The organism is Deinococcus aquiradiocola (assembly GCF_014646915.1).
Lineage (GTDB): Bacteria > Deinococcota > Deinococci > Deinococcales > Deinococcaceae > Deinococcus > Deinococcus aquiradiocola.
Genome location: NZ_BMOE01000002.1, coordinates 844 through 19,699 on the forward strand (window position 1 = coordinate 844; position 18,856 = coordinate 19,699).

General features: G+C 69.3%; 16 protein-coding genes. 13 read left to right on the forward strand and 3 right to left on the reverse strand.

Going from position 1 to position 18,856, the window contains the following annotated elements:
- Positions 1–4,194, reverse strand: a 4,194-nt coding sequence (locus IEY33_RS03980; protein ID WP_188960990.1) for a beta strand repeat-containing protein, incomplete at its 3' end; no start/stop codon positions are given.
- A 454-nt stretch (positions 4,195–4,648) separates the two neighbouring features.
- Between IEY33_RS03980 and IEY33_RS03985 the strand changes: the two genes are divergently transcribed.
- The 10 genes from IEY33_RS03985 (at position 4,649) to IEY33_RS04030 (ending at position 14,091) form a co-directional block, all read left to right on the forward strand.
- Positions 4,649–5,662: a LacI family DNA-binding transcriptional regulator gene (locus IEY33_RS03985; RefSeq protein ID WP_188960991.1), complete on the forward strand. Its 1,014-nt coding sequence runs from the start codon at positions 4,649–4,651 to the stop codon at positions 5,660–5,662.
- Between the two features lie 179 nt (positions 5,663–5,841).
- Complete coding sequence (locus IEY33_RS03990) at positions 5,842–6,795, forward strand: ABC transporter permease (RefSeq protein ID WP_229670751.1); 954 nt, start codon at positions 5,842–5,844, stop codon at positions 6,793–6,795.
- 9 nt (positions 6,796–6,804) lie between these two features.
- Positions 6,805–7,665, forward strand: coding sequence for a carbohydrate ABC transporter permease (locus IEY33_RS03995; RefSeq protein ID WP_229670752.1), 861 nt, complete (start codon positions 6,805–6,807; stop codon positions 7,663–7,665).
- A gap of 70 nt (positions 7,666–7,735) precedes the next feature.
- Complete coding sequence (locus IEY33_RS04000; RefSeq protein ID WP_188960992.1) at positions 7,736–9,277, forward strand: type 2 periplasmic-binding domain-containing protein; 1,542 nt, start codon at positions 7,736–7,738, stop codon at positions 9,275–9,277.
- A gap of 9 nt (positions 9,278–9,286) precedes the next feature.
- The gene (iolB, locus tag IEY33_RS04005; protein WP_188960993.1) at positions 9,287–10,087 is read left to right on the forward strand and encodes a 5-deoxy-glucuronate isomerase; all 801 of its coding nucleotides are present in this window, start codon (positions 9,287–9,289) and stop codon (positions 10,085–10,087) included.
- Positions 10,084–10,851, forward strand: coding sequence for a 2-dehydro-3-deoxy-D-gluconate 5-dehydrogenase KduD (gene kduD, locus IEY33_RS04010; protein WP_188960994.1), 768 nt, complete (start codon positions 10,084–10,086; stop codon positions 10,849–10,851). The genes iolB and kduD overlap by 4 nt, the downstream gene beginning before the upstream one ends.
- Positions 10,832–11,530 carry a bifunctional 4-hydroxy-2-oxoglutarate aldolase/2-dehydro-3-deoxy-phosphogluconate aldolase gene (locus IEY33_RS04015; protein ID WP_229670753.1) on the forward strand — a complete coding sequence of 233 codons (699 nt, stop codon included), beginning with the start codon at positions 10,832–10,834 and terminating at the stop codon, positions 11,528–11,530. Before kduD ends, IEY33_RS04015 begins: the two co-directional genes overlap by 20 nt.
- On the forward strand, positions 11,527–12,471 hold the full coding sequence (locus IEY33_RS04020; protein ID WP_229670754.1) for a sugar kinase: 945 nt from the start codon (positions 11,527–11,529) through the stop codon (positions 12,469–12,471). Before IEY33_RS04015 ends, IEY33_RS04020 begins: the two co-directional genes overlap by 4 nt.
- Positions 12,468–12,818: a cupin domain-containing protein gene (locus tag IEY33_RS04025; protein WP_188960995.1), complete on the forward strand. Its 351-nt coding sequence runs from the start codon at positions 12,468–12,470 to the stop codon at positions 12,816–12,818. The genes IEY33_RS04020 and IEY33_RS04025 overlap by 4 nt, the downstream gene beginning before the upstream one ends.
- A 112-nt stretch (positions 12,819–12,930) precedes the next feature.
- Complete coding sequence (locus IEY33_RS04030) at positions 12,931–14,091, forward strand: oligogalacturonate lyase family protein (RefSeq protein ID WP_306415595.1); 1,161 nt, start codon at positions 12,931–12,933, stop codon at positions 14,089–14,091.
- Between the two features lie 360 nt (positions 14,092–14,451).
- Here the strand turns inward: IEY33_RS04030 and IEY33_RS04035 are convergent, their stop codons facing one another.
- Positions 14,452–15,390: a diacylglycerol/lipid kinase family protein gene (locus IEY33_RS04035; RefSeq protein WP_188960996.1), complete on the reverse strand. Its 939-nt coding sequence runs from the start codon at positions 15,388–15,390 to the stop codon at positions 14,452–14,454.
- Positions 15,391–15,579: 189 nt separating this feature from the next.
- Here IEY33_RS04035 and IEY33_RS04040 point away from each other — a divergent pair, with 189 nt between their 5' ends.
- A complete protein-coding gene (locus tag IEY33_RS04040; protein ID WP_188960997.1) occupies positions 15,580–16,038 on the forward strand; it encodes a DUF6438 domain-containing protein in 459 nt (152 codons plus the stop codon).
- A gap of 48 nt (positions 16,039–16,086) precedes the next feature.
- On the opposite strand, the gene IEY33_RS04045 is transcribed toward IEY33_RS04040, so the two are convergent.
- Positions 16,087–17,685, reverse strand: a complete 1,599-nt coding sequence (locus tag IEY33_RS04045) for an ABC-F family ATP-binding cassette domain-containing protein (protein ID WP_188960998.1) — start codon at positions 17,683–17,685, stop codon at positions 16,087–16,089.
- Between the two features lie 332 nt (positions 17,686–18,017).
- Between IEY33_RS04045 and IEY33_RS04050 the strand changes: the two genes are divergently transcribed.
- Positions 18,018–18,185 carry an AIM24 family protein gene (locus IEY33_RS04050; RefSeq protein ID WP_188960999.1) on the forward strand — a complete coding sequence of 56 codons (168 nt, stop codon included), beginning with the start codon at positions 18,018–18,020 and terminating at the stop codon, positions 18,183–18,185.
- Positions 18,125–18,709: an AIM24 family protein gene (locus IEY33_RS04055; protein ID WP_188961000.1), complete on the forward strand. Its 585-nt coding sequence runs from the start codon at positions 18,125–18,127 to the stop codon at positions 18,707–18,709. Before IEY33_RS04050 ends, IEY33_RS04055 begins: the two co-directional genes overlap by 61 nt.
- Positions 18,710–18,856 lie beyond the last annotated feature (147 nt).

Here is an 18,856-nt window from a genome sequence, read left to right on the forward strand (position 1 = left end):
CTTCACGGTGTAGCTGACCGGCGTGGTCGTTCCCGCGAAGGTGCTGACCGGCGTGAAGATCACCGTGCCGTTCGCCTGCACCGTGTACGTGCCCTCGGCGTTCGTCAGGGTCTTGCCGCCGTTGCTGACGGTGCCGCCCGCCGTCAGGATCACGGAGGTGGTGTCGATGGGCAGCGTCCTGGCGGTGTCGTTCGTCGCGCCTTCCAGGGCGACGGGCGTGTTCCTGGGGGTGGTCTTGCTGTCGTTCACGGCCACCGGCGGGGTGATGGCGCTGACCGTGACGGTGAGGCTGGCCGGGTTGCTCGTCTGTCCGGCCGCGTCCACGAAGGTGTACAGCACCGGGTTCAGGGTGCCGGTCCGGCCGAGGGCCGGGGTGAAGTCGACGGTCCCGTCGGTCCGGATGGCGTACACGCCATCCGCGTTGGTCAGGGTCTTGCCGCCGTTGCTGACGACGCTGGTTGCGGGTTGTCCTGTCGCCGGGAAGAGCAGGCTGGTGAGGACCTTGCCGGTCCCGAGGTCGTTGTTCAGGACGGGAACGTTCACCAGGGTGCTGGGCGCGGTGGTGGCGGTGTCGCTGGTGGCGACAGGCGTCACCGTGACGGTGAGGGTGGCCGCGTTGCTGGTGGCGCCCTGGTCGTCCTGGACGGTGTAGTTGACGGGGGTGGTGGTGCCGCTGTACCCGGGGGCGGGCGTGAACGTCACGTTGCCCGTGTTGTCGAGGGTGTAGACACCCTCGCCCGGAACGGTGAGGGTGCGGTTGCCGTTGCTGAGCGTGCTGCCCGCAGGCTGCCCGGTGGCCGCGAAGACCGTGCTGGCCGCGTTGACCGTGCCGGGCGCGGCGTCCGTGTCGTTACCGGTCACGCTGAACGTCTTCGCCACGCCGGCCGCCGTCGTGCCCGTGTCGTTCACGGCGGTGGGCGGAACGTTGATGGCGGTGGTGACGGTGTTGCTGGTGTTGTTGCCGGTGCTGGTGTCGCTGACGGTGGTGGGCGCGGTGACGGTGGCGGTGTTGCTGAGCGATCCGGAGGCGTTGGCGGGCACGGTGCCGGTCACGGTGACGGTCACGGCCGCGTTTCTCGGGAAGGTGGCGACGCTGCCCGTCACGGTGCTGCCGCTGACGCTCGCGCTGCATCCGGCCGCGCCGCCGCTGAGGGTGCCGCAGGTGGCGGTCACGCCGGTGAGGGTGGCGGGCACGGTGTCGGCGAAGGTCGCGCCATCCGCCTTGCCGAGTCCGTTGTTCGTGACGGTGAGAGTGTACGTGACGGTCGTACCGGCCGTGACGACGGCAGGTCCGGCCTTGGTGATGCTCAGGTCGGTGGTGCGGGGGGCCAGGTCGCTGCAGGCGATCTGCGTGAACAGGGCGGAGTTGCTCGTCTTTCCGTCGAACGTCACGCCGCGCGAGGCGTTCGACGTGCCGCCCGAGAAGCCTGCCCGCAGCACGAAGCTGTTCACGTCCAGGTACACCGCGCCGAGCGCGTTGCGGGGGTCGTTGCCGTTCGGGTCGTTGTACCCCAGGTAGGTGCTGCTCTGTGCGCCGCGCGTGCCGGACGTCAGGGCGAGACGGGTGGGAGAGTTGTAGAAGACGCTGTTCGGGCCGACGTACTCCGCGTAGTCGCTGAGGGGGTTGCTGGTGGAGAGCCCGTCGATGTCGAAGGAGTACAGGAAGACGTCGATCGGTGCGGCAGGCGTGGATGTCCCGGACAGGACGAGGTCCACGCGGTACTCGACGGACGCGCTGCCGTTCGCGGTGAGGTTGGCGCTCAGGCCGCCCTGCAGCAGGGTGGCGCTCGTGGCGCTGACCGAGTTGACGGTCACGAGCGCGTCCATACCGGTCGCGACGTTGCTGAAACGGTACACGGCGCCCGCCGTGTTGGCCGTGCCGGACACCAGGGTGCCTGCCCCGCTGAAGTTCAGGTTGGTGGGACTGGCGTTCGTGTACGCCGAGCAGGTGCCGGTCGTGCCGCCCGGCGCGCCCGCGATGGGAGTCACGTCGCTCGCCGTGTCGTTGGTGGTGTTGCCTTCGTTGCCGCCACTGACGGTCGCCTGGTTGGTGACGCTGGTGCTGGCCGTGGGCGAGGTGGTGTCCACATCCACGGTGACCGTGATGACGGGGTAGCTCGCCCCGGCCGCGAGGGCGTCGCTGCGGGTGCAGGTGAGGGTGCTCTTCACGCACGTCCAGCCGGTCCCGGCGATGGACACGGCGCTCAGGCCGGTGGGGAGCGTGTCCACGACGGTCACGGTGCCGCTGGTGGCGGTCACGCCGCTGTTCGTGACGGTGAGGGTGTACGTGCGCGCGAGATCGCCTTTCGTCCAGGTGCCGGTGTGCGTCTTGGTGATGGTGAGGTCCGGTTTGGCGGTGTTGGTGAGGGTGCAGGTGATGGCGTCGCCCGCGGCGGGGGTCAGCGTGAAGCTCTGCCCTGCCCCGCTCGGCAGGACCGTGCTGGACCCGGCCGTGCTGTTGGTGCAGGTCACGGCGGTGTCGTAGTACGTGAGCGGCGACGGGCCGGCCGCCATGACTTCCGTCAGGGTGTACGCCGTGCCGCTCAGGACCGTGACGGCGCCCGTCCCGGCCGTCGTGCCCGCTCCGCTGGTCGTGCCGCTCGCCGTGACGGCCGCGCCGTTCTTGAGCTGCACCGTGAACTGATCGGCCGCGGCCGCACGGCTGACCACGGACTTGTTCAGCGTCACGGTGGGCGCCGCCTTGATGGTCAGGCGGTAGTCTTCCACCTCACCGCTGTCGAGTCGGCCGGTCGGGGACTGCACGCCCGCCGTGTCGTAACTGGCCCGCAGGCGCACGTAGTTCGTGCCAGCGCTCAGGCCGGTCAGGCCGGTCCAGTTGAGCACCACGCTGGTCGCGCCGGACGCGAAGGCCGAGCAGGCGCGTTCGCCCGTGTCGAAGGTCCCGTTGCGCCCGAAGTCCACCCATCCGCACACCTGTCCGGACTGACTCGCGCCGCTGATCGGGACCGTCAGGCTGTATGCCGTGTCGTTGGCGGCGAGGGCCGGGAAGGTCGTGATGGCGTCCTCGTCCGCCCCGTCACCGTTCGTGCCGGTGTTGTCCGCCCCGGCCGCCACGGCGTTCGGACTGGGCGTGATGGCCGTCCCGCCGTTCAGAGTGCCGGTGTTGTCCGCGTCGACCGTCGCACCGAGCTTCAGGTCCCCGATCACGTGGCTCGCGGCGGCCCCCGGGTCGTAGCTCGCCGGGGCGTCCCCGAAGTCCTCGTCGACACTGACAGCCAGGTTGACGGCGTCTGCGGTCGGGCCGCTGTCGACCGTGCTGCCGGGCGGCCCGGAGTAAAGCGCGTAAGGGTAGGGGGTGTTGGTCGAAGTGGCGGCGACAACCTTCTTCGTTTCCAGGCGCACCTCGAACTGCAGCTGCGAGACGGTTCCCGTGAACCTGAAGCTTCCGCAGCCGGCGGAGGTGGTGCCGGCGGCCGGGGTGCAGGTGCCCTGGATGATGTCGTAGGTGTTCACCTGCGGGGTACCGGTGCCTGTCGCGACCAGTGTGCCGGAACCGAAGCTCGTCACGCCGATGGACGGGGTGCCCGACACGGTGGTGACGGCGAGGTTGGTAGGAGTGCCGACCGGCGTGACCGTGACGCCGCCCGTGAGGAGCCGCAGGCGGGTGGCCGCACCCCAGACGTCGTTGGTGCGCCGGGCGTTCCCGCCGACGCCGGTGATGTGCAGGACGGGGTTGGTGACGGGGCGGCTGAAAGTGACGGTCAGGGTGCCGCGCAGGCAGCTGCCGGTACTGCCTGCCGCGCCGGTGGCGCCGTAACAGGTGGGGTCGTCCTTCTCGCGAACTGTCTGCGTGTTCGCGGGGTTGGTGGAGTCGGTGACGGTCTTGGTGGTGAAGCTCCCGTCCTGCTTGAGGGCGTTGGTCACGACATAGAGGCCTTCGACGTTCGCGGGTGTGAAGGTCGGAGAGAAGGCGGTGTAGCCTGCGCCCGCACGGGTGGACATGGGATCTTTCAGGGTCGTGGTCGCTCCGGAAGCGTCGCCGACATACACGGAGTTCTGGTTGTTGCCGGTGTCCTTGCTGGCCGTGACGGTCGTGACGAGCGACGACCGGAAGGTGGCGGAGGCGGTGCCGCCCGCGTAGTTGCCGGCTGTCGTCTGGTAGGTGCCGATGGTGCCGCCCCAGGTGGTGGCCGTGGCGGACGCGTCGCCCACGATCTGATATGCGCCTGCCATGCCCGTGAGCGCGAGTGTGGCGGCGGCCAGCACCGTCCGTTTCAGGAGGGCGCGGACCGCGCGTGAGGCGCCGGGCGTTCTTCGTGTCGCGGAGTGGGGCGTACCTGGACTCGTGGGTGTAGGTGCGGCTGAATGGGGGGTCGGGCTCATGGTCGCCTCCGTCCGGGGATGTCTGGTGTCGGGTGGGTGGTGCTTGCGGCCGGGGTGCGCCGCCGAGATCCGTGGGAGGTCGTCGGCCTGCCGCGCGTGCGCGGGAAAAGGGCCAAGTGTCCTGCAGAGATCATTACCGTCCGCTTCTTTCAGGATCCTGACTCGGGCATGTATGTGTAGGGGGTGAGCCTGCCAGGGCACTGTGCACCTGGAGGCGTTGACGGGGGCGGGGACGGGTGTTACAGTTTGGGTAATCGTTAACCCAACCGTTCGGGGGGCCTGGGCCGCCCCGACAGGAGCCCCCATGACTTCACGCGTCACCATCGCGGACGTCGCCCGTCTCGCTGGCGTGTCCGCCGTCACCGTGTCCAAAACACTGAACAACACCGGACGCATCTCAGACGACACCCGTGCGCGTGTCCTCCGGGCCGTCCAGGACCTCGGCTATATCGCCAATCCCGCCGCCCGCAGCCTGCGCGGCGCGCGGAGCAACCTGATCGGCATGGTGATCCCCGAACTCATGAGTCCGTACTTCGCGGAACTCGCCCGCGCCGCCGCCGAATCGGCCGGCGAGGCAGGCCTCGACCTGGGCGTCTTCACCACCAGCCGCGACCCTGCACGCGAACGGCAACGCGTGGCCGCCCTCACGGGCGGCATGGCGGACGGCGTGATCATCGTGGTCCCCACCGACGACGCCGCTCACCTCGCCATCCTCGAGAAGAGCCGCACGCCCATCGTGCTCATCAGTCACTTCGGCGCGAAGACCGACCTCCCGAACGTCCGCGCCGACTCGTACCACGGCGCATGCGCCGCCACCCGACATCTGCTCGGCCTGGGACACACCCGCATCGGGTTCGTGGCGGGCGCGGTGGAGTCCACGCAGGCGCAGGAACGACTGCGCGCGTACCGGGACACCATGCGTGAACGCGGGCTGCTGGACCCCGAACTGATCCGCCCCGGCAACTTCACGCAGCGGCGCGGCTTCACGGCCACGCACGAACTGCTGGCCCTGAAGGAAGCGCCCACTGCCATCTTCGCGTCCAGCGACGCCACGGCCTTCGGTGCGCTCGACGCCGTCAAGGACCGGGGCCTGCGCGTCCCGCAGGACATCAGCGTCGTCGGCTTCGACGACATCGCCACCGCCAGCCAGAGCCACCCGGCCCTCACCACCGTCCGTCACCCCATCCGTCAGATGAGCGAGCAGGCCCTGAACCTCCTCGCGTCCGCCTTCCAGGGGCAGGACGTTCGCGGCACGCAGCTCGACCACCACAGCGAACTCGTGATCCGCGACAGCACCGCGCCCCCCCGCACGACCTGACCCCACCCGGCAGCGTGGAGGACACCTCCGCGCCGCGTTCCGAATCCCGGCCCCGCGTTTTCCCGCACGCCCCCCCTGCCCGCCCCGTCACGGCCGGCCACACTCCACCTCACCCGCCTGCCGCCGGAGCCCGCCAGCACCGGTGATGGGCCCTCACGTCCCCACAGGAGGCCCCACCCATGACAGACGTGCTCCACCCCTCCCCCACCGCCGCACGCGCGACCGCGAGGCAACGCGGCCTGCAGCGCGCCTGGCGGCACCGGGGCCTGTACCTGATGCTACTGCCGGGCCTCGTCTGGTTCGTGGTCTTCCGGTACTGGCCGCTCTGGAACGCCCAGATCGCCTTCAAGGACTTCCAGCCGGTCCAGGGTATCCTGCACAGCCCCTGGGTGGGCCTGGGCAACTTCACGCAGTTCTTCCACTCGTACTACTTCACGCAGCTCATGACGAACACGCTTCTCATCTCCTTCGCGAAACTGCTGATCGGCCTGCCGCCCGCCATCGTGCTCGCCGTCGCCATCCACGAGAGTACCCGGGGGCGCCTGGCACGCTTCACGCAGACCGTCACGTACCTCCCGCACTTCCTGTCGTGGGTGATCGTGTTCGGCATTCTGCTCGCCATGCTGTCCCCCAGCAGCGGCCTCGTGAACCGGGGCCTGCAGGCGACCGGGCTGGACCCCGTGAACTTCCTGACGGACCCCGGCAGGTTCCGGTTCGTCGTGATTTTCAGCGACATCTGGAAAGAGACCGGGTGGAGCGCCATCCTGTTCCTCGCGGCCCTGATCGGCATCAGCCCCTCGCTGTACGAGGCGGCCGAGGTGGACGGCGCGACCCGCTGGCAGCGCATCCGGCACATCTCGCTGCCCGGCATGCTGGACGTGATCGTGCTCGTGACCCTGCTGCGCCTGGGGCACATCCTGGACGCCGGGTTCTACCAGATCTACGTGCTGTACTCGCTGCCGGTGTACTCGGTGGCGGACGTGATCGACACGTGGGTGTACCGGCAGGGCATTCAGAACTTCCAGTTCTCTCTCGCGACCGCCGTGGGGCTCTTCAAGGGCCTGATCGGCCTGCTGATGATCGTGGTCGCGAACCGCGTCGCCCGCCGCTACGCCGGCCAGGGCCTGTACTGAGGTGCCTGCATGACCAGAATCCGCCGCAGAGGTGACGCCGCCTTCGACCGCAGCGTGAACGCCTTCCTGATCACCGTGCTGCTCGTGACGCTCCTCCCACTCGTGTACGTCGTGTCGGTCAGTCTCACACCCCTCGGCGAGACGAACACTCTCCTCCCCTTGCGCGTGTCGCTGAACGCCTACGCCGAGCTGCTCAAACAGCCCGCGCTGCTGCGTGCCCTGGGCGTCAGCGTGTTCCTGACGGTGACGGGTGTGCTGCTCAGCATGCTGCTGACCGTCGCGACAGCGTACCCGCTCTCCCGCGCGGACCTGCCGGGCCGCAAGTTCCTGACCGGCATGATCCTGTTCACGTTCCTGTTCAACGCCGGGCTGATCCCACTGTACCTGGTGGTGCGGGACCTGCACCTGGTGGACACGTACTGGGCGCTCCTCCTGCACGGCGCCGTCAGTGTCTACAACCTGCTCGTCATGAAGAACTTCTTCCAGAACCTTCCCGAGAGCCTCGAAGAGGCCGCGAAGATCGACGGGGCGAACGACCTGCAGGTGCTGTGGCACATCGTGCTGCCGCTCTCCAAACCGATCCTGCTGACCGTCGGGCTGTTCTACGCCGTCACGCAGTGGAACAGCTTCTTCGAACCGCTGCTGTACCTGTCGGACAGCAAGATGATGCCGCTCCCCGTCGTGCTGCGCGACATCCTGACGGGCCTGAACTCCGCCGATTACGTCGACGCGGCCGCCACCACCACCGCCCCGCCGGACGCCCTGAAAATGGCGGCCGTGGTCCTGACGACCCTGCCGATGCTGCTCGTGTACCCGTGGATTCAGCGGTACTTCACGTCCGGCACCCTGTCCGGAGGTGTCAAGGGATGACCTGACGCTCCTCGCCCGCACCGCACCCACCGCCCCGGCCCGCCGCCCCCCGTCCTGCAAGGAGAGCATCATGACCCGTACCCTGCACGCCCTCACCGTCCTCGTCTCGCTCGGCAGTGCCGTTCTCGGTCAGGCCGCCGCGCAGTCCGCCGACCTGAACGTCACCCTGTACGCCGCGAACCCCGAAGCGCCCGCCCCCGGCAGCGGCTGGGAGACGGCGGACCTCATCCGGGCCGCGTCCGGCGCGAACCTGAAATTCACCATGATCCCCACCGGCGCGGACGGTGACAACAAGATCGGCGCGCTCGCCGCCGCCAACAGCCTGCCCGACCTGTTCGAGATCCGCAACCGCACCCTCTTCTACCAGCTGATCCGCCAGGGGCAGATCGCGCCCGTCGGGCCGCTTCTCACACTGATGCCGCAACGCACCCGCGCCCGCTACAGCAGCACCACCCGTAACGGCCTCGTGAACGAGAACGGCCAGATGTACGGCCTGCAGGAACCCGCCGCGCTCAGCCGCCAGTACGGCATCATGGTGCGTCAGGACTGGCTCGACAGGCTGAACCTCAGGGCACCCACCACCCTGGAGGACTTCCTGAACGTCGCGCGCGCCTTCACGGAACGCGACCCGGACGGCAACGGCCGCAAGGACACCTACGGGTACTGCGGCGTGATCGACTTCGACAACTCAGGCATCTTCCCGAGCCTCGGGCTGGGCAACCACTTCCAGTGGATCTACGGCGCGTACGGCGTGCCCGGCACCTGGAACTACCGCAACGGCACCGCCTTCGCCGCGAACCTCCGCAGCCCCGCCTACCGGCAGGCGACCGAGTACGTCCGGAAGCTCGTGGACGCGCGCGTCATGGACCCCGACTGGGCCACCATGAAACGCAGCGACCTGCGCAACCGCTGGCAGCAGGGCCGCTGCGGCATGTTCTTCGAGAGCGTCGGCGGCTTCAACGCGGGCTTCAAGAACTTCGACGCCAACAACCCCAGGGGCGACGCGACCTTCATCGCCGCGCCCACCGGTCCAGGCAACCACCGCTCCATGGGCACGTACGCGAACGCGGGCACGCTGCTCGTCGTGTCCAGGAAGGCCATGGACGCCGGCAAGGGACAGGCCATCGCGAAACTGCTGGAATGGGCGAACAGCGGTCCCGGATACATGCAGCTCGTGTTCGGCACGAAGGGCCTGGACTACACGCTCGTGAAGGGCGTCCCGACCGTCACGAACCGCAACGCCACCGAACGCCTCACCGACACGCAGCTCAAGTACCTGTCCCTGAACGGCTCCACGCAAGAACTCAAGGCCCGCTACGCCACCGCGCGCTACAGCGACGGGCGCAGCGTGAGCCTGTCGGACCTGCTGGCGTTCACGCAGCGCCGCAACAACTGGATCGACCGCAGCGGCGACCTCGTCGTGCCCGCCGCGCCGAACCAGGCGGACATCGACCGGTACGTGTCGGAATCGCTGGTGCAGTTCGTGCTGGGGCAGCGGCCCCTGAACGACAGCAGCTGGAAGTCATTCCAGGACGGCCTGAACGGCCTGAACTTCACGGCGTACGAGAAGAACGCCGCCGCCGCCCTCCGGGCGAACGGCTACCTCAAGTAAAGGACGACCATGACCCAGTACTTCCACACCGTTCCGTCACGACCCGGCCTGAACGCACTGCAGGACGACGCCTGCGAACTGCTGAACTTCGCGAAACTGAACCTCGCGGCGGGCGAACGCGTGAGCGGCACCTCCGGCGACCGCGAACTGCTGCTCGTCGCGCTGAGCGGCCGCGCCACCGTGCAGGTGGGCGACCGGACCTTCGAGTGGGTGGGCGGACGCGCCAGCGTGTTCGCGGGCCTGCCGCACAGCGTGTACGTCCCGCGCGGGCACACGTGGACCGTCACCGCCCTCACCGATTTCCAGGCCGCCCTGCCGTCCGCGCCCAGCGACCTCGACACCGCCCCCTACGAGATCCGGCCCGAACAGGTGCACACCGGACAGTGGGGCACCCTGAACTACGCGCGGCACTTCCGCGAGATCCTCGTCGCGCCCAACGGTCTGCCTGCCAGTCGCCTGATCGTGGGCGAGACGATCACGCCCAGCGGACACTGGAGCACCTACCCCCCTCACCGGCACGAACAGGACTCGGGCACCGAGAAACGCCACGAGGAGATGTACTACTTCCGGGTGAGCAGCAGGGAAGGCTGGGGCCTGACGCGCCACTACTCCCCCGAGCGCGGCTACGACGAGACGTACACCGTGCGCGACGACACGCTGCTGTCCATCCCGCACGGGTATCACACCTACACGGGCGCGCCCGGGTACAGCAGCTACTACCTGTGGTTCCTGGCGGGCGACGGGCGCACGCAGGGCGCGAGCCTCGACCCGGACGTCGGCTGGGTGCAGAAGACCGTGGGGATGATGTGACGCCCGGCCCCTTCGACCTGACCGGCAGGGTGGCCCTCGTCACGGGAGGCGGCAGCGGGATCGGACAGGCGCTCGCGGTGGCCCTCGCGCAGGCCGGGGCGGACGTGGCCATCACCATGCACGCGAGCAGCGGCGCCCGGACCGGCGAGGAGGTGAGGGCGGCCGGACGACGCTTCTCGGAATGGCAGGTGGACCTCTCGCGGCTGGACGAGGCCGGAGCGGTCGACCTGATCGGCCGGACCGAAGCTGAACTGGGCCCGGTGGACATCCTCGTGAACAACGCGGGCATCATCCGCCGCGAGAACGCCGAAACCCACCCGGACGAGGACTGGCTGGCCGTGACGGCCGTCAACCAGCACGCCACCTGGCGGCTGTGCCGCGCCGCCGGGACGCGCATGCTGACGCGCGGGCACGGCAAGATCGTGAACGTCGCTTCCCTGCTGTCCTTCCAGGGCGGCGTCCGCGTGCCCGCGTACACGGCCAGCAAGCACGCCGTGGCGGGCCTCACCAAGGCCCTCGCGAACGAGTGGGCGGCACGCGGAGTGAACGTGAACGCCGTCGCGCCCGGCTACATCGACACGGCGAACACGGCCGCCCTGCGCGCCGACCCGGAACGCAGCCGCGCCATCCTGGACCGCATTCCGGCCGGACGGTGGGGCACCGCCTCCGACCTCGCTCAGCCGGTCGTGTTCCTGGCGTCGCCCGCCAGCGACTACGTGAACGGACACGTGCTGGTGGTGGACGGTGGCTGGCTCGCCCGCTGACCCGGACGGCATCGCCGGCGTGCTGCGCGCCTGCGGCGTGGTCGGCGTGCTGCGCGCCCCCACGGCAGACTCGGCCGTCCAGGCGGCGCTCGCGTCGGTGCGTGGCGGCCTGAGCGCCATCGAGCTGACGTTCACCACGCCCGGCGTGACGGACGCGCTGCGCGAACTGCGGGCCGCGCTTCCCGCGCACGTCACGCTCGGGGCGGGCACCGTCATGACCGGCGTGCAGGCGACCTCGGCGATCACGGCGGGCGCGACCTTCCTCATCAGTCCGCACCTGGGAGAGGACGTGCTCGCCGTGGCCCGCGAGGCGGGCGTCCCGTACCTGCCGGGCGTCCTGACGCCCAGCGAGATCGTGCAGGCCGTACGGCTCGGCGCGCGGACCGTGAAGCTCTTTCCGGCGGGCACGGCAGGCGGTCCGGCGTACCTGCGCGACCTGCTCGGCCCGCTGCCGGACCTGCAGGTGATGGTGACGGGAGGCATTCCGCCGCGCGAGGTGGGCGCCTACCTCGCGGCGGGCGCGCTCGCGGCGGGCCTGGGAAGCAACCTGTACCCCAGGGCCGCCATGAACGGCGGCGACTGGGAAGGCGTCGAGACCGCCACCCGCACTGCCCTGCAGGAGGCGGGCGTCGCCTTGACAGGCCACCGAGGCGTGGCCGCGACCGGAGCGCGCGCGTGACCCTGCCGCTGCCCGGACCGCGCCCGCTGGACCTGACGGGCCTCGGGGAAGGGATGGTCGAGCTGCGCGCCGACCAGCCGCTCGGCGAGGCCCCGCACCTGACCCGGGCAAGCGGCGGTGACGTCCTGAACGCCCTCGTCAGTGCAGCAAGACTGGGAAGCCGCTGCGCGTTCATCACACACGTCGGCGACGACCCCTTCGGGGCGGCCCTGCGGCGCTCGTGGCAGGACGAGGGCCTCGACCTGACGCACGCGCCGCTCGTGCAAGGAGAGAACGGCGTGTACTTCATCAGCCTCCTGCCCGGCGGGGAACGAGAATTCACGTACCGCCGCGCCGGGAGTGCCGCCAGCCGGATCGCGCCTCAGGACGTGCACGAGGACGCCGTGGCCTCCAGCCGCGCCGTGCTGCTGTCCGGCATCACCCAGGCGATCAGCACCAGTGCCCAGGCCGCCACGCTGCACGCCGCCCGACTCGCCCGCAGGCACGGCACGCTCATCGCGCTGGACCCCAACTACCGCCCGGCCCTGTGGGCCGAACGCGGCGGGCTGAACGCCGCCCGCGCCGCACTCCACGACCTGCTCCCCTTCACTGACCTGCTGCTCCCATCCTTCCCGGCCGACACGGCCCTGCTCGGCCAGCCCACACCCTGCGCGGCAGACGCCGCCCGCGCCTTCGCGGCGCTCGTCCCGCACGTCGCCCTGAAGGCCGGGGCAAACGGTGCCTGGCTGTCCGACGTGGGCCGCGTCCCTGCCGCGCCCGTGCCGGACGTCCTGGACACCACCGGTGCCGGGGACGCCTGGAACGGTGCGTACCTGCACGCCGTCCTGCACGGCGCGCACGAAGCAGACGCGGCCAGGCGGGCACACGCGGTCGCCGCGCACGCCATCCGTCACCGCGGCGCCATCCCTCCCCGCCTTCACCCCCCGGAGATTCCCGCATGACTGACACCTCTCCCGCTCCGCCCCTTACCCTGGGCGCCGACTGGACTCCCGCCGAGCCGGGCGTGACCCGCAGACTCGTCGCGCGCGGGCAGCAGCTCATGGCCATGCAGGTGCGGTTCGAGCAGGGCGCGCGGGGCTCCCGGCACACCCACCCGCACGAGCAGCTCACCCTGATCCTGACCGGTTCCTTCCGGTTCGTGCTGGGCGACACGCCTCACGTCCTGCACGCCGGGGACAGCCTTGCCATCCCTGGTGGGACCGAACACGAAGCGCTCGCTCTGGCGGCCGGAGAGCTGCTCGACATGTTCACGCCGGTCCGCGAGGACCTCGTCGGGCCGCCCGACTGAACCCGCTTCCCGTTCCCCTGCGCCGACCCGGGCCGACCCGGCGCGCAGGACAGGTCCATTCCACCGCCCCCTCCCCGGACGCGCGCCGATGCCCACGTCCGGGCGACCCCCCGTGAGCGAACCCGTGCCCAAAGGCCAGCTGATCCCCCTGACGCCCCACACCTCCCACGACCCGGTCACGGGCGCGCGCGTGACGCGCCTCACCCCGCCGGACGTCACCTGTCACCGCAATTACTTCTATCAGCGCTGCTTCACCTCGGACGGTCGGCACCTGCTGTTCGGCGGACGTTTCGACGGGCACTGGAACCTGTACCTCCTCGACCTGTACGTATCGCAGGCGCGGCAGCTGACCGAAGGGGAGGGTGACAACACCTTCGGGTGCTTCCTCAGTCCCGACGACCAGTCCGCGTACTACGTGAAGGGCGGGCGGGAACTGCGGTGCGTGGACCTCGCCACGCTGCAAGAACGCGTCGTGTACACCGTACCGCCTGGCAGGCGCGGGTACGGCACCTGGGTCGCGAACAGCGGCTGCACCCGCATGGTCGCCATCGAGGTGGTGGAGGGTGACCTGCTCCCACTGGACGACTGGGCCGGGTTCCGCGCCACCTTTCATCGCCGCCCGCGCTGTCGACTGATCGTGATCGACCTGCAGACCGGACAGGCGCAGGTGATCCGCGAGGAGTCCCGCTGGCTCGGGCACCCCATGTACCGCCCGCACCACGACGCGACCGTCGCGTACTGCCACGAGGGACCGCACGATCTGGTGCGGGAGCGCATGTGGCTGATCGACGAGGACGGCCGACACGCGCGGCCCGTGAGGACGCAGGCCGACGGGGAGTCCTGCACGCACGAGTTCTGGGTCCCGGACGGGTCCCGCCTGATCTACGTGCTGTACCGGGAGGGTTCACGCGACCGGTGGATCTGCGCGGCCGAGCCCGACACCCTCCACAACGAGACGCTGATGACCATGCCACCCTGCTCTCACCTGATGAGCAACCACGACGGCACACTGCTGGTCGGGGACGGCAGCGGCCCTCCCGAGGACGTCGCCAACGCCGAAGCACACCGATTTGAGCCGGACACGAACCTGTACCTCTTCGACCTGAACGCCCGCACCTGCCGTCCACTGGCTGGGCACCACTCGAGCTGGCGGGTGCATCTCGGCAGCCGACAGGTGACGCACCCGCACCCGTCGTTCACACCGGACGAACGGCAGGTCCTGTTCACCAGCGACATGCACGGCGAACCCGCCCTGTACCTCGTGGACCTCTGATCCGGGACGGCACACCCCCCGTCCCGACAGACAGAGCAGAGCGGCGGAGGCGGCGATGCAGCGAGGCCACCACCCGAGGTTCTCGAACCATCCAAACCTTGGATAACCAGGACATGGCCCGAGTCCGGCGGCCGTCAGGACCCACGCCACCCCTCACCCGGACCGCCCACGAGGCTATCCAAACCTTGGATAACGGGTGTCGACCCAGGCCAGGCGCCAGACGTCTCGTCGAGCAGCAAAGCGCCAGCACGCACGATGGACACTCAGCCAGCCGGAAGCGCGTGATAGAGACGAGAGCCGCCCGCGTCACCACGAGGGCGGCGCGGGCGGCAGGACGTCCGGGGCAGACTCCCGTGAGATTCAGGTCGTCAGGTCCGTCATGGTGGTGGCCGTGATGTAGCGTACGGCTCCTGGCAGGACCTTCGCGCGGAATTCCTGCACCTCGCCGTCCAGCGTCTCCCCGTCGTACTGCGCAGGCAGTGGTTTGCTGGCGCGGACCGTGACCTCGCACGCCTCGTAGCGCTCCAGGTTGCTTCCGAGGTCCGGGTCGCCCAGGTTCAGCTTCGCCCGAACACTGCCGATCAGGGTCGGCAGCAGGCTCGCGAGGTTGCCGCCCTTCAGCACGATGACCGTCAGCTTGCCGTCCGCAGGGCTGACGTCACCGGTGATCGGGACGCGGAAGTTCGCGAGTCCGAAGTTCGCGACCATCACGCCCATCCCCTCCACGGTGCGCGTCTCGCCGTCCAGCGTGAGCGTGAACTCCGCCTGCTCGGGGTTGATCTGCTTCAGTGCACTGATAAGGTACGCGCCGACCCCGAATCGGCCCTTGGCCTCCTCGCTGTCGCGGATCATGGCCGCGTCCACCCCGAGGCCTGCCAGCATCGCGAAGCCCTTCGTGTCGTCCTGAATGTTCAGCTCGGCCAGGTCGAGCGTCAGGGTGCGGCCGGACAGGAAGAGGTCTGCCAGTTCGCGGGGGGTGTCGGGCAGGTCGAGGTTCTGAGCGATGAGGTTCGCGGTTCCGGCCGGATAGGCGAGGTACGGCTTGCCGAATGAGCGGGCCGCGTACGCGAGACTGCTGACCGTCCCGTCACCACCTGCACCCACCAGCGCATCGAAGCCCTCCAGGCCTTGGACATACCCGTCAGGCGTGCCTTCCGCCGTCGTTTCGCGCATCTCGACACGGACGCCCGCGTCCCGGAGGTGCTGCGCGAAGTCCTCCACGCCGCTGTCCCCCTGACCGCTCTTGGGGTTGAAGACGATCAGGGCACTCTGGAATGGACTGGACGTGTCGGGGCTCATACGATCAAGTACAGCACGGGCGTCAGGGGTGCCCCTTATGGAAGAGTTGAGGATCGGTGGATATCAGGTCCGCGCCGGCCCTTCAGCATCCCCGTCCGGGTCAGTCTGTCTCTCCTGCCAGCAGGACGTTGAGGAGACTGGGGGCAGGCATTCATCTTCGTGGCGGGCGGGTCGGGGAGAATGACGGGCGTGAACCGACTTCCTGCCGCACTGCTGCTCTGCCTGACCACCTCCGTCTTCGCTGGCGGGAACGACGCGTCGCCTGACGCGTTCGAACTCACGCTCACCCGGGAATCCTGCTTCGGGACGTGCCCCATGTACACCGTCCACGTGAACGGCAACGGTGCCGTCGACTGGAACGGTGAACGCTGGGTCAAGGTGACCGGGCCGCTGAAGGCCAGCGTGGGTCAGGGGAATCTGGTGCGCCTGCGTCAGGCGGTGCAGGCCAGCAACTTCTTCTCGCTGCGGGACGAGTACCTCGCCATGTCAGTGAGCGATCTGCCGTACGCGAGCGTCGAGGTCCGGCAGGGAGCGCGCCGCAAGAAGATCCGCTACTACCTCGGAGATCCGGGTGTTCCGTCCGCCCTGCTGAACCTCGCGAAAACCGCGGACCGCGAGCTGGGCACGGCCACCTGGATCGGCCGCTAGCGCCGGTTCTTCCGTCTCCGACCGACCTGAACCCGCTCCTGTGGATGGTCAGGGGAGAGGCTCTGCGTTCAGGGTGAGGTGCCGGGTCGTGACGCGCTGCACGAGGCGGCGGTCGTGACTGGCGAGGATGACGGCGCCGGGAAAATGGAGCAGCAGCGCTTCGAGCGCCTCGATGGCGCGAACGTCGAGGTGGTTGGTGGGCTCGTCGAGCAGCAGCAGGTGCGCGGTGGTGACCTTCAGCCGGGCAAGGCCGAGACGTGTGAGTTCACCGCCCGACAGGGATGAGAGCGGCTGTCCCGGCCCGCCGGTCAGGCCGCTGCGCGCCGCGAGTTCAAACACCTGATGATGCGTCAGGTTCGGGTTGGCGTCCAGCAGGGCGTCCCGTACCGTCTCCAGTCCGTTCAGTTCCTCATGCTGCTGTCCGGTCCAGGCGACGCGGACCCCGTGTCCGAGGTGCAGTTCGCCGCGGTACGGCAGGTCACCGCGGATGACGGACAGCAGGGTGGATTTCCCTGCCCCGTTCGCACCCAGCAGGGCCCAGCGTTCGCCGCGCCGGACGTGGAGGTCCAGGTCACGGATGACGCGGTGTGACGCGCGTTCCACGCGGAGGGCGTGAATCCGCAGGACGTCCGAGGGGCCGGGCGGGACGGGCGGCAGGTCGAAGTTCAGGGTCCGGTGGTCGTCATAGGGTTTCGGGACCGGTTCGAGACGTTCGATTCGCTGTTCGAGGGCCCTGGCGCGGCTCGCGTTGACGTTCTGCGCGTTCTGGGTCCTGCCTTTCGCGAGCAGCTTGTCTCCGTCACCGGCACGCCTGGCGTTGTGCGTTCCCGCGCTCCTGGCTTTGCTCTGCCGGCGGTGCGCCTCGGCTTCCAGGGCGGCGCGCTGGCGTTTCCCCTCCCGGTACTGTCGTTCGGCGGCGGCCCACATCTCGGCCTTGACGGTCATGGCTTCGCTGTACCCGCCCGGGTAGACGCTCAGTGTGCCTCGCTCCAGTTCGGCGGTGCGGGTGCTGACGGCGTCCAGGAACGCGCGGTCGTGACTGGCGATCACGAACGTCTTCGGGGACGCGCGCACCCAGGCTTCCAGCCAGGCCGTGCTGCTGGCGTCGAGGTGGTTGGTCGGCTCGTCGAGCAGGTAGGTGTCGGCGGGGGTGAGCAGCAGACGGGCGAGCATCAACCGCCGCACCTGGCCGCCGGACAGCCGGGCGGGGTCGCCGTCCGGGTCGAGGTGCAGGGCGGCCAGCACGCGTGCCGTGCGGGCGGCGGCCTCGTATCCACCGAGGGCGCGGTAACGTTCCTCGGCAGCCGTGAACCGCTCCAGTGTGCCGGCGGCACGACCAGGCAGTGCGGCAGTGGCGCGGCCGAGGTCATCTGCGGCGCGGCGCAGTTCGGGGGGAAGTGCCACGTCCTGCAGGGTGCCGTGCAGGTCAGCGTTCAGCTGTTCGAGGAGGGCGACGTGTCCCTCGCGGCGCACCGTGCCGTCGTCAGGGGGTTCCAGGCCTGCCATGACGCGCAGCAGGGTGCTTTTGCCGCTGCCGTTCTCGCCGATCAGGGCGAGCCGTTCGCCGGGTGCGACCGACAGCGTGACGTGCGTGAAGAGGGGCTGGTCGCCGATGACGCGGGCGACTTCGTGAAGGGAAAGACTCAACCTGACCTCCAAAGGAATGAGTGGCCCGGCAGCTGCGGGCCTGGACTCGGAACGGCTCCTTCAGGGGGTGAAACGGGTCAAGTCGGTGCGTCCTTTGAATGGGCTTCGGGCGGACGCCGAGCCGCTGAACGGTGATGGCCGGATCGTCACCGGCAGCGTAGCGCGGGACGGCCACGGACGCATCCGTCATCTGGCGGAGCCGTCCCGGATGGTCATTTCGCCGTGGGCCGTCGGCGCCCGCGGCAGGCTGGCCGCGGGATTGCCAAGAGGGCGCGCGTCCCTGACGCTGGGACAGGATTCCAGACCTGCCCACCCCTCCTGAGGAAAACGGTGTGGCCCGCAGTGGACTGCGCTCCCGGATCGTCGGCAAGGTGCAGCCCACCGTGCTGCTCGACCTGAACGCACAGCATGGCGTCTTCACGGACGCCGGAGGATGGTCGTGGATGACGCCGACCGTGACCATGACCACGAACATGCAGGGGGACTGCTGGGCGGCCTGAGCCGGGCCTTCGGTGGCGGCACCGCCTTCCTGATTCACCTCAGCACGGCGTCACAGGGACAGGCTGCCTTCTGCGCCGACGTTCCGGGCAAAGTCGTGCCCCTGGGACTCGAGGCGGGGGAGAGCATCGTCACCCACAAGCACGCGTTTCTGTGCGCGGAGTCGAGTGTGCAGCTGGCCGTGACCTTCACACGCCGTCTGAGGGCAGGGCAGGTCGGTGGAGACGGGTTCGTGCGGCAGAAACTCACCGGACCGGGCATGGCCTTCGTCGAGATGGACGGCGACGCGATCGAGTACCACCTGAAGGCCGGCGAGCAGATGCTGGTCGAACCGGGGCCCGTCGCCATGTTCGACCCCGGCGTCGACTTCGCCACCCGGCGGATGAAGGGGATACGCCATCTGCTGTTCAGCGGTGAGAGCCTGTTTTTCGCCCGCCTCACCGGCCCGGGCCGCGTCTGGCTGAACTCCGTGACTGTCACCAAGGTGGTGCACCGTGTCGGGGAATACCTGCCCGGCAAGGGATGAAGGAACGGTCGGTCACGACCGACATCAGCTTCCCCGTCCAAGTACCGAGCTGTTCGGGTTATCCAGGGGTTGGATAGTGCGGTGAACAATCCAGGGCTGCTGGATCTGTGGAGGACGTATCCAAGGTCTGGATACGTCGGATTCCGC

Bases quoted from the DNA above. Each gene is read 5' to 3' on its own strand.
- IEY33_RS03995 (WP_229670752.1), top strand. From the start codon at position 6,805: ATGACCAGAATCCGCCGCAGAGGTGACGCCGCCTTCGACCGCAGCGTG.
- iolB (WP_188960993.1), top strand. From the start codon at position 9,287: ATGACCCAGTACTTCCACACCGTTCCGTCACGACCCGGCCTGAACGCA.
- IEY33_RS03990 (WP_229670751.1), top strand. From the start codon at position 5,842: ATGACAGACGTGCTCCACCCCTCCCCCACCGCCGCACGCGCGACCGCG.
- IEY33_RS04035 (WP_188960996.1), bottom strand. From the start codon at position 15,390: ATGAGCCCCGACACGTCCAGTCCATTCCAGAGTGCCCTGATCGTCTTC.
- IEY33_RS03985 (WP_188960991.1), top strand. From the start codon at position 4,649: ATGACTTCACGCGTCACCATCGCGGACGTCGCCCGTCTCGCTGGCGTG.
- IEY33_RS04025 (WP_188960995.1), top strand. From the start codon at position 12,468: ATGACTGACACCTCTCCCGCTCCGCCCCTTACCCTGGGCGCCGACTGG.
- IEY33_RS04000 (WP_188960992.1), top strand. From the start codon at position 7,736: ATGACCCGTACCCTGCACGCCCTCACCGTCCTCGTCTCGCTCGGCAGT.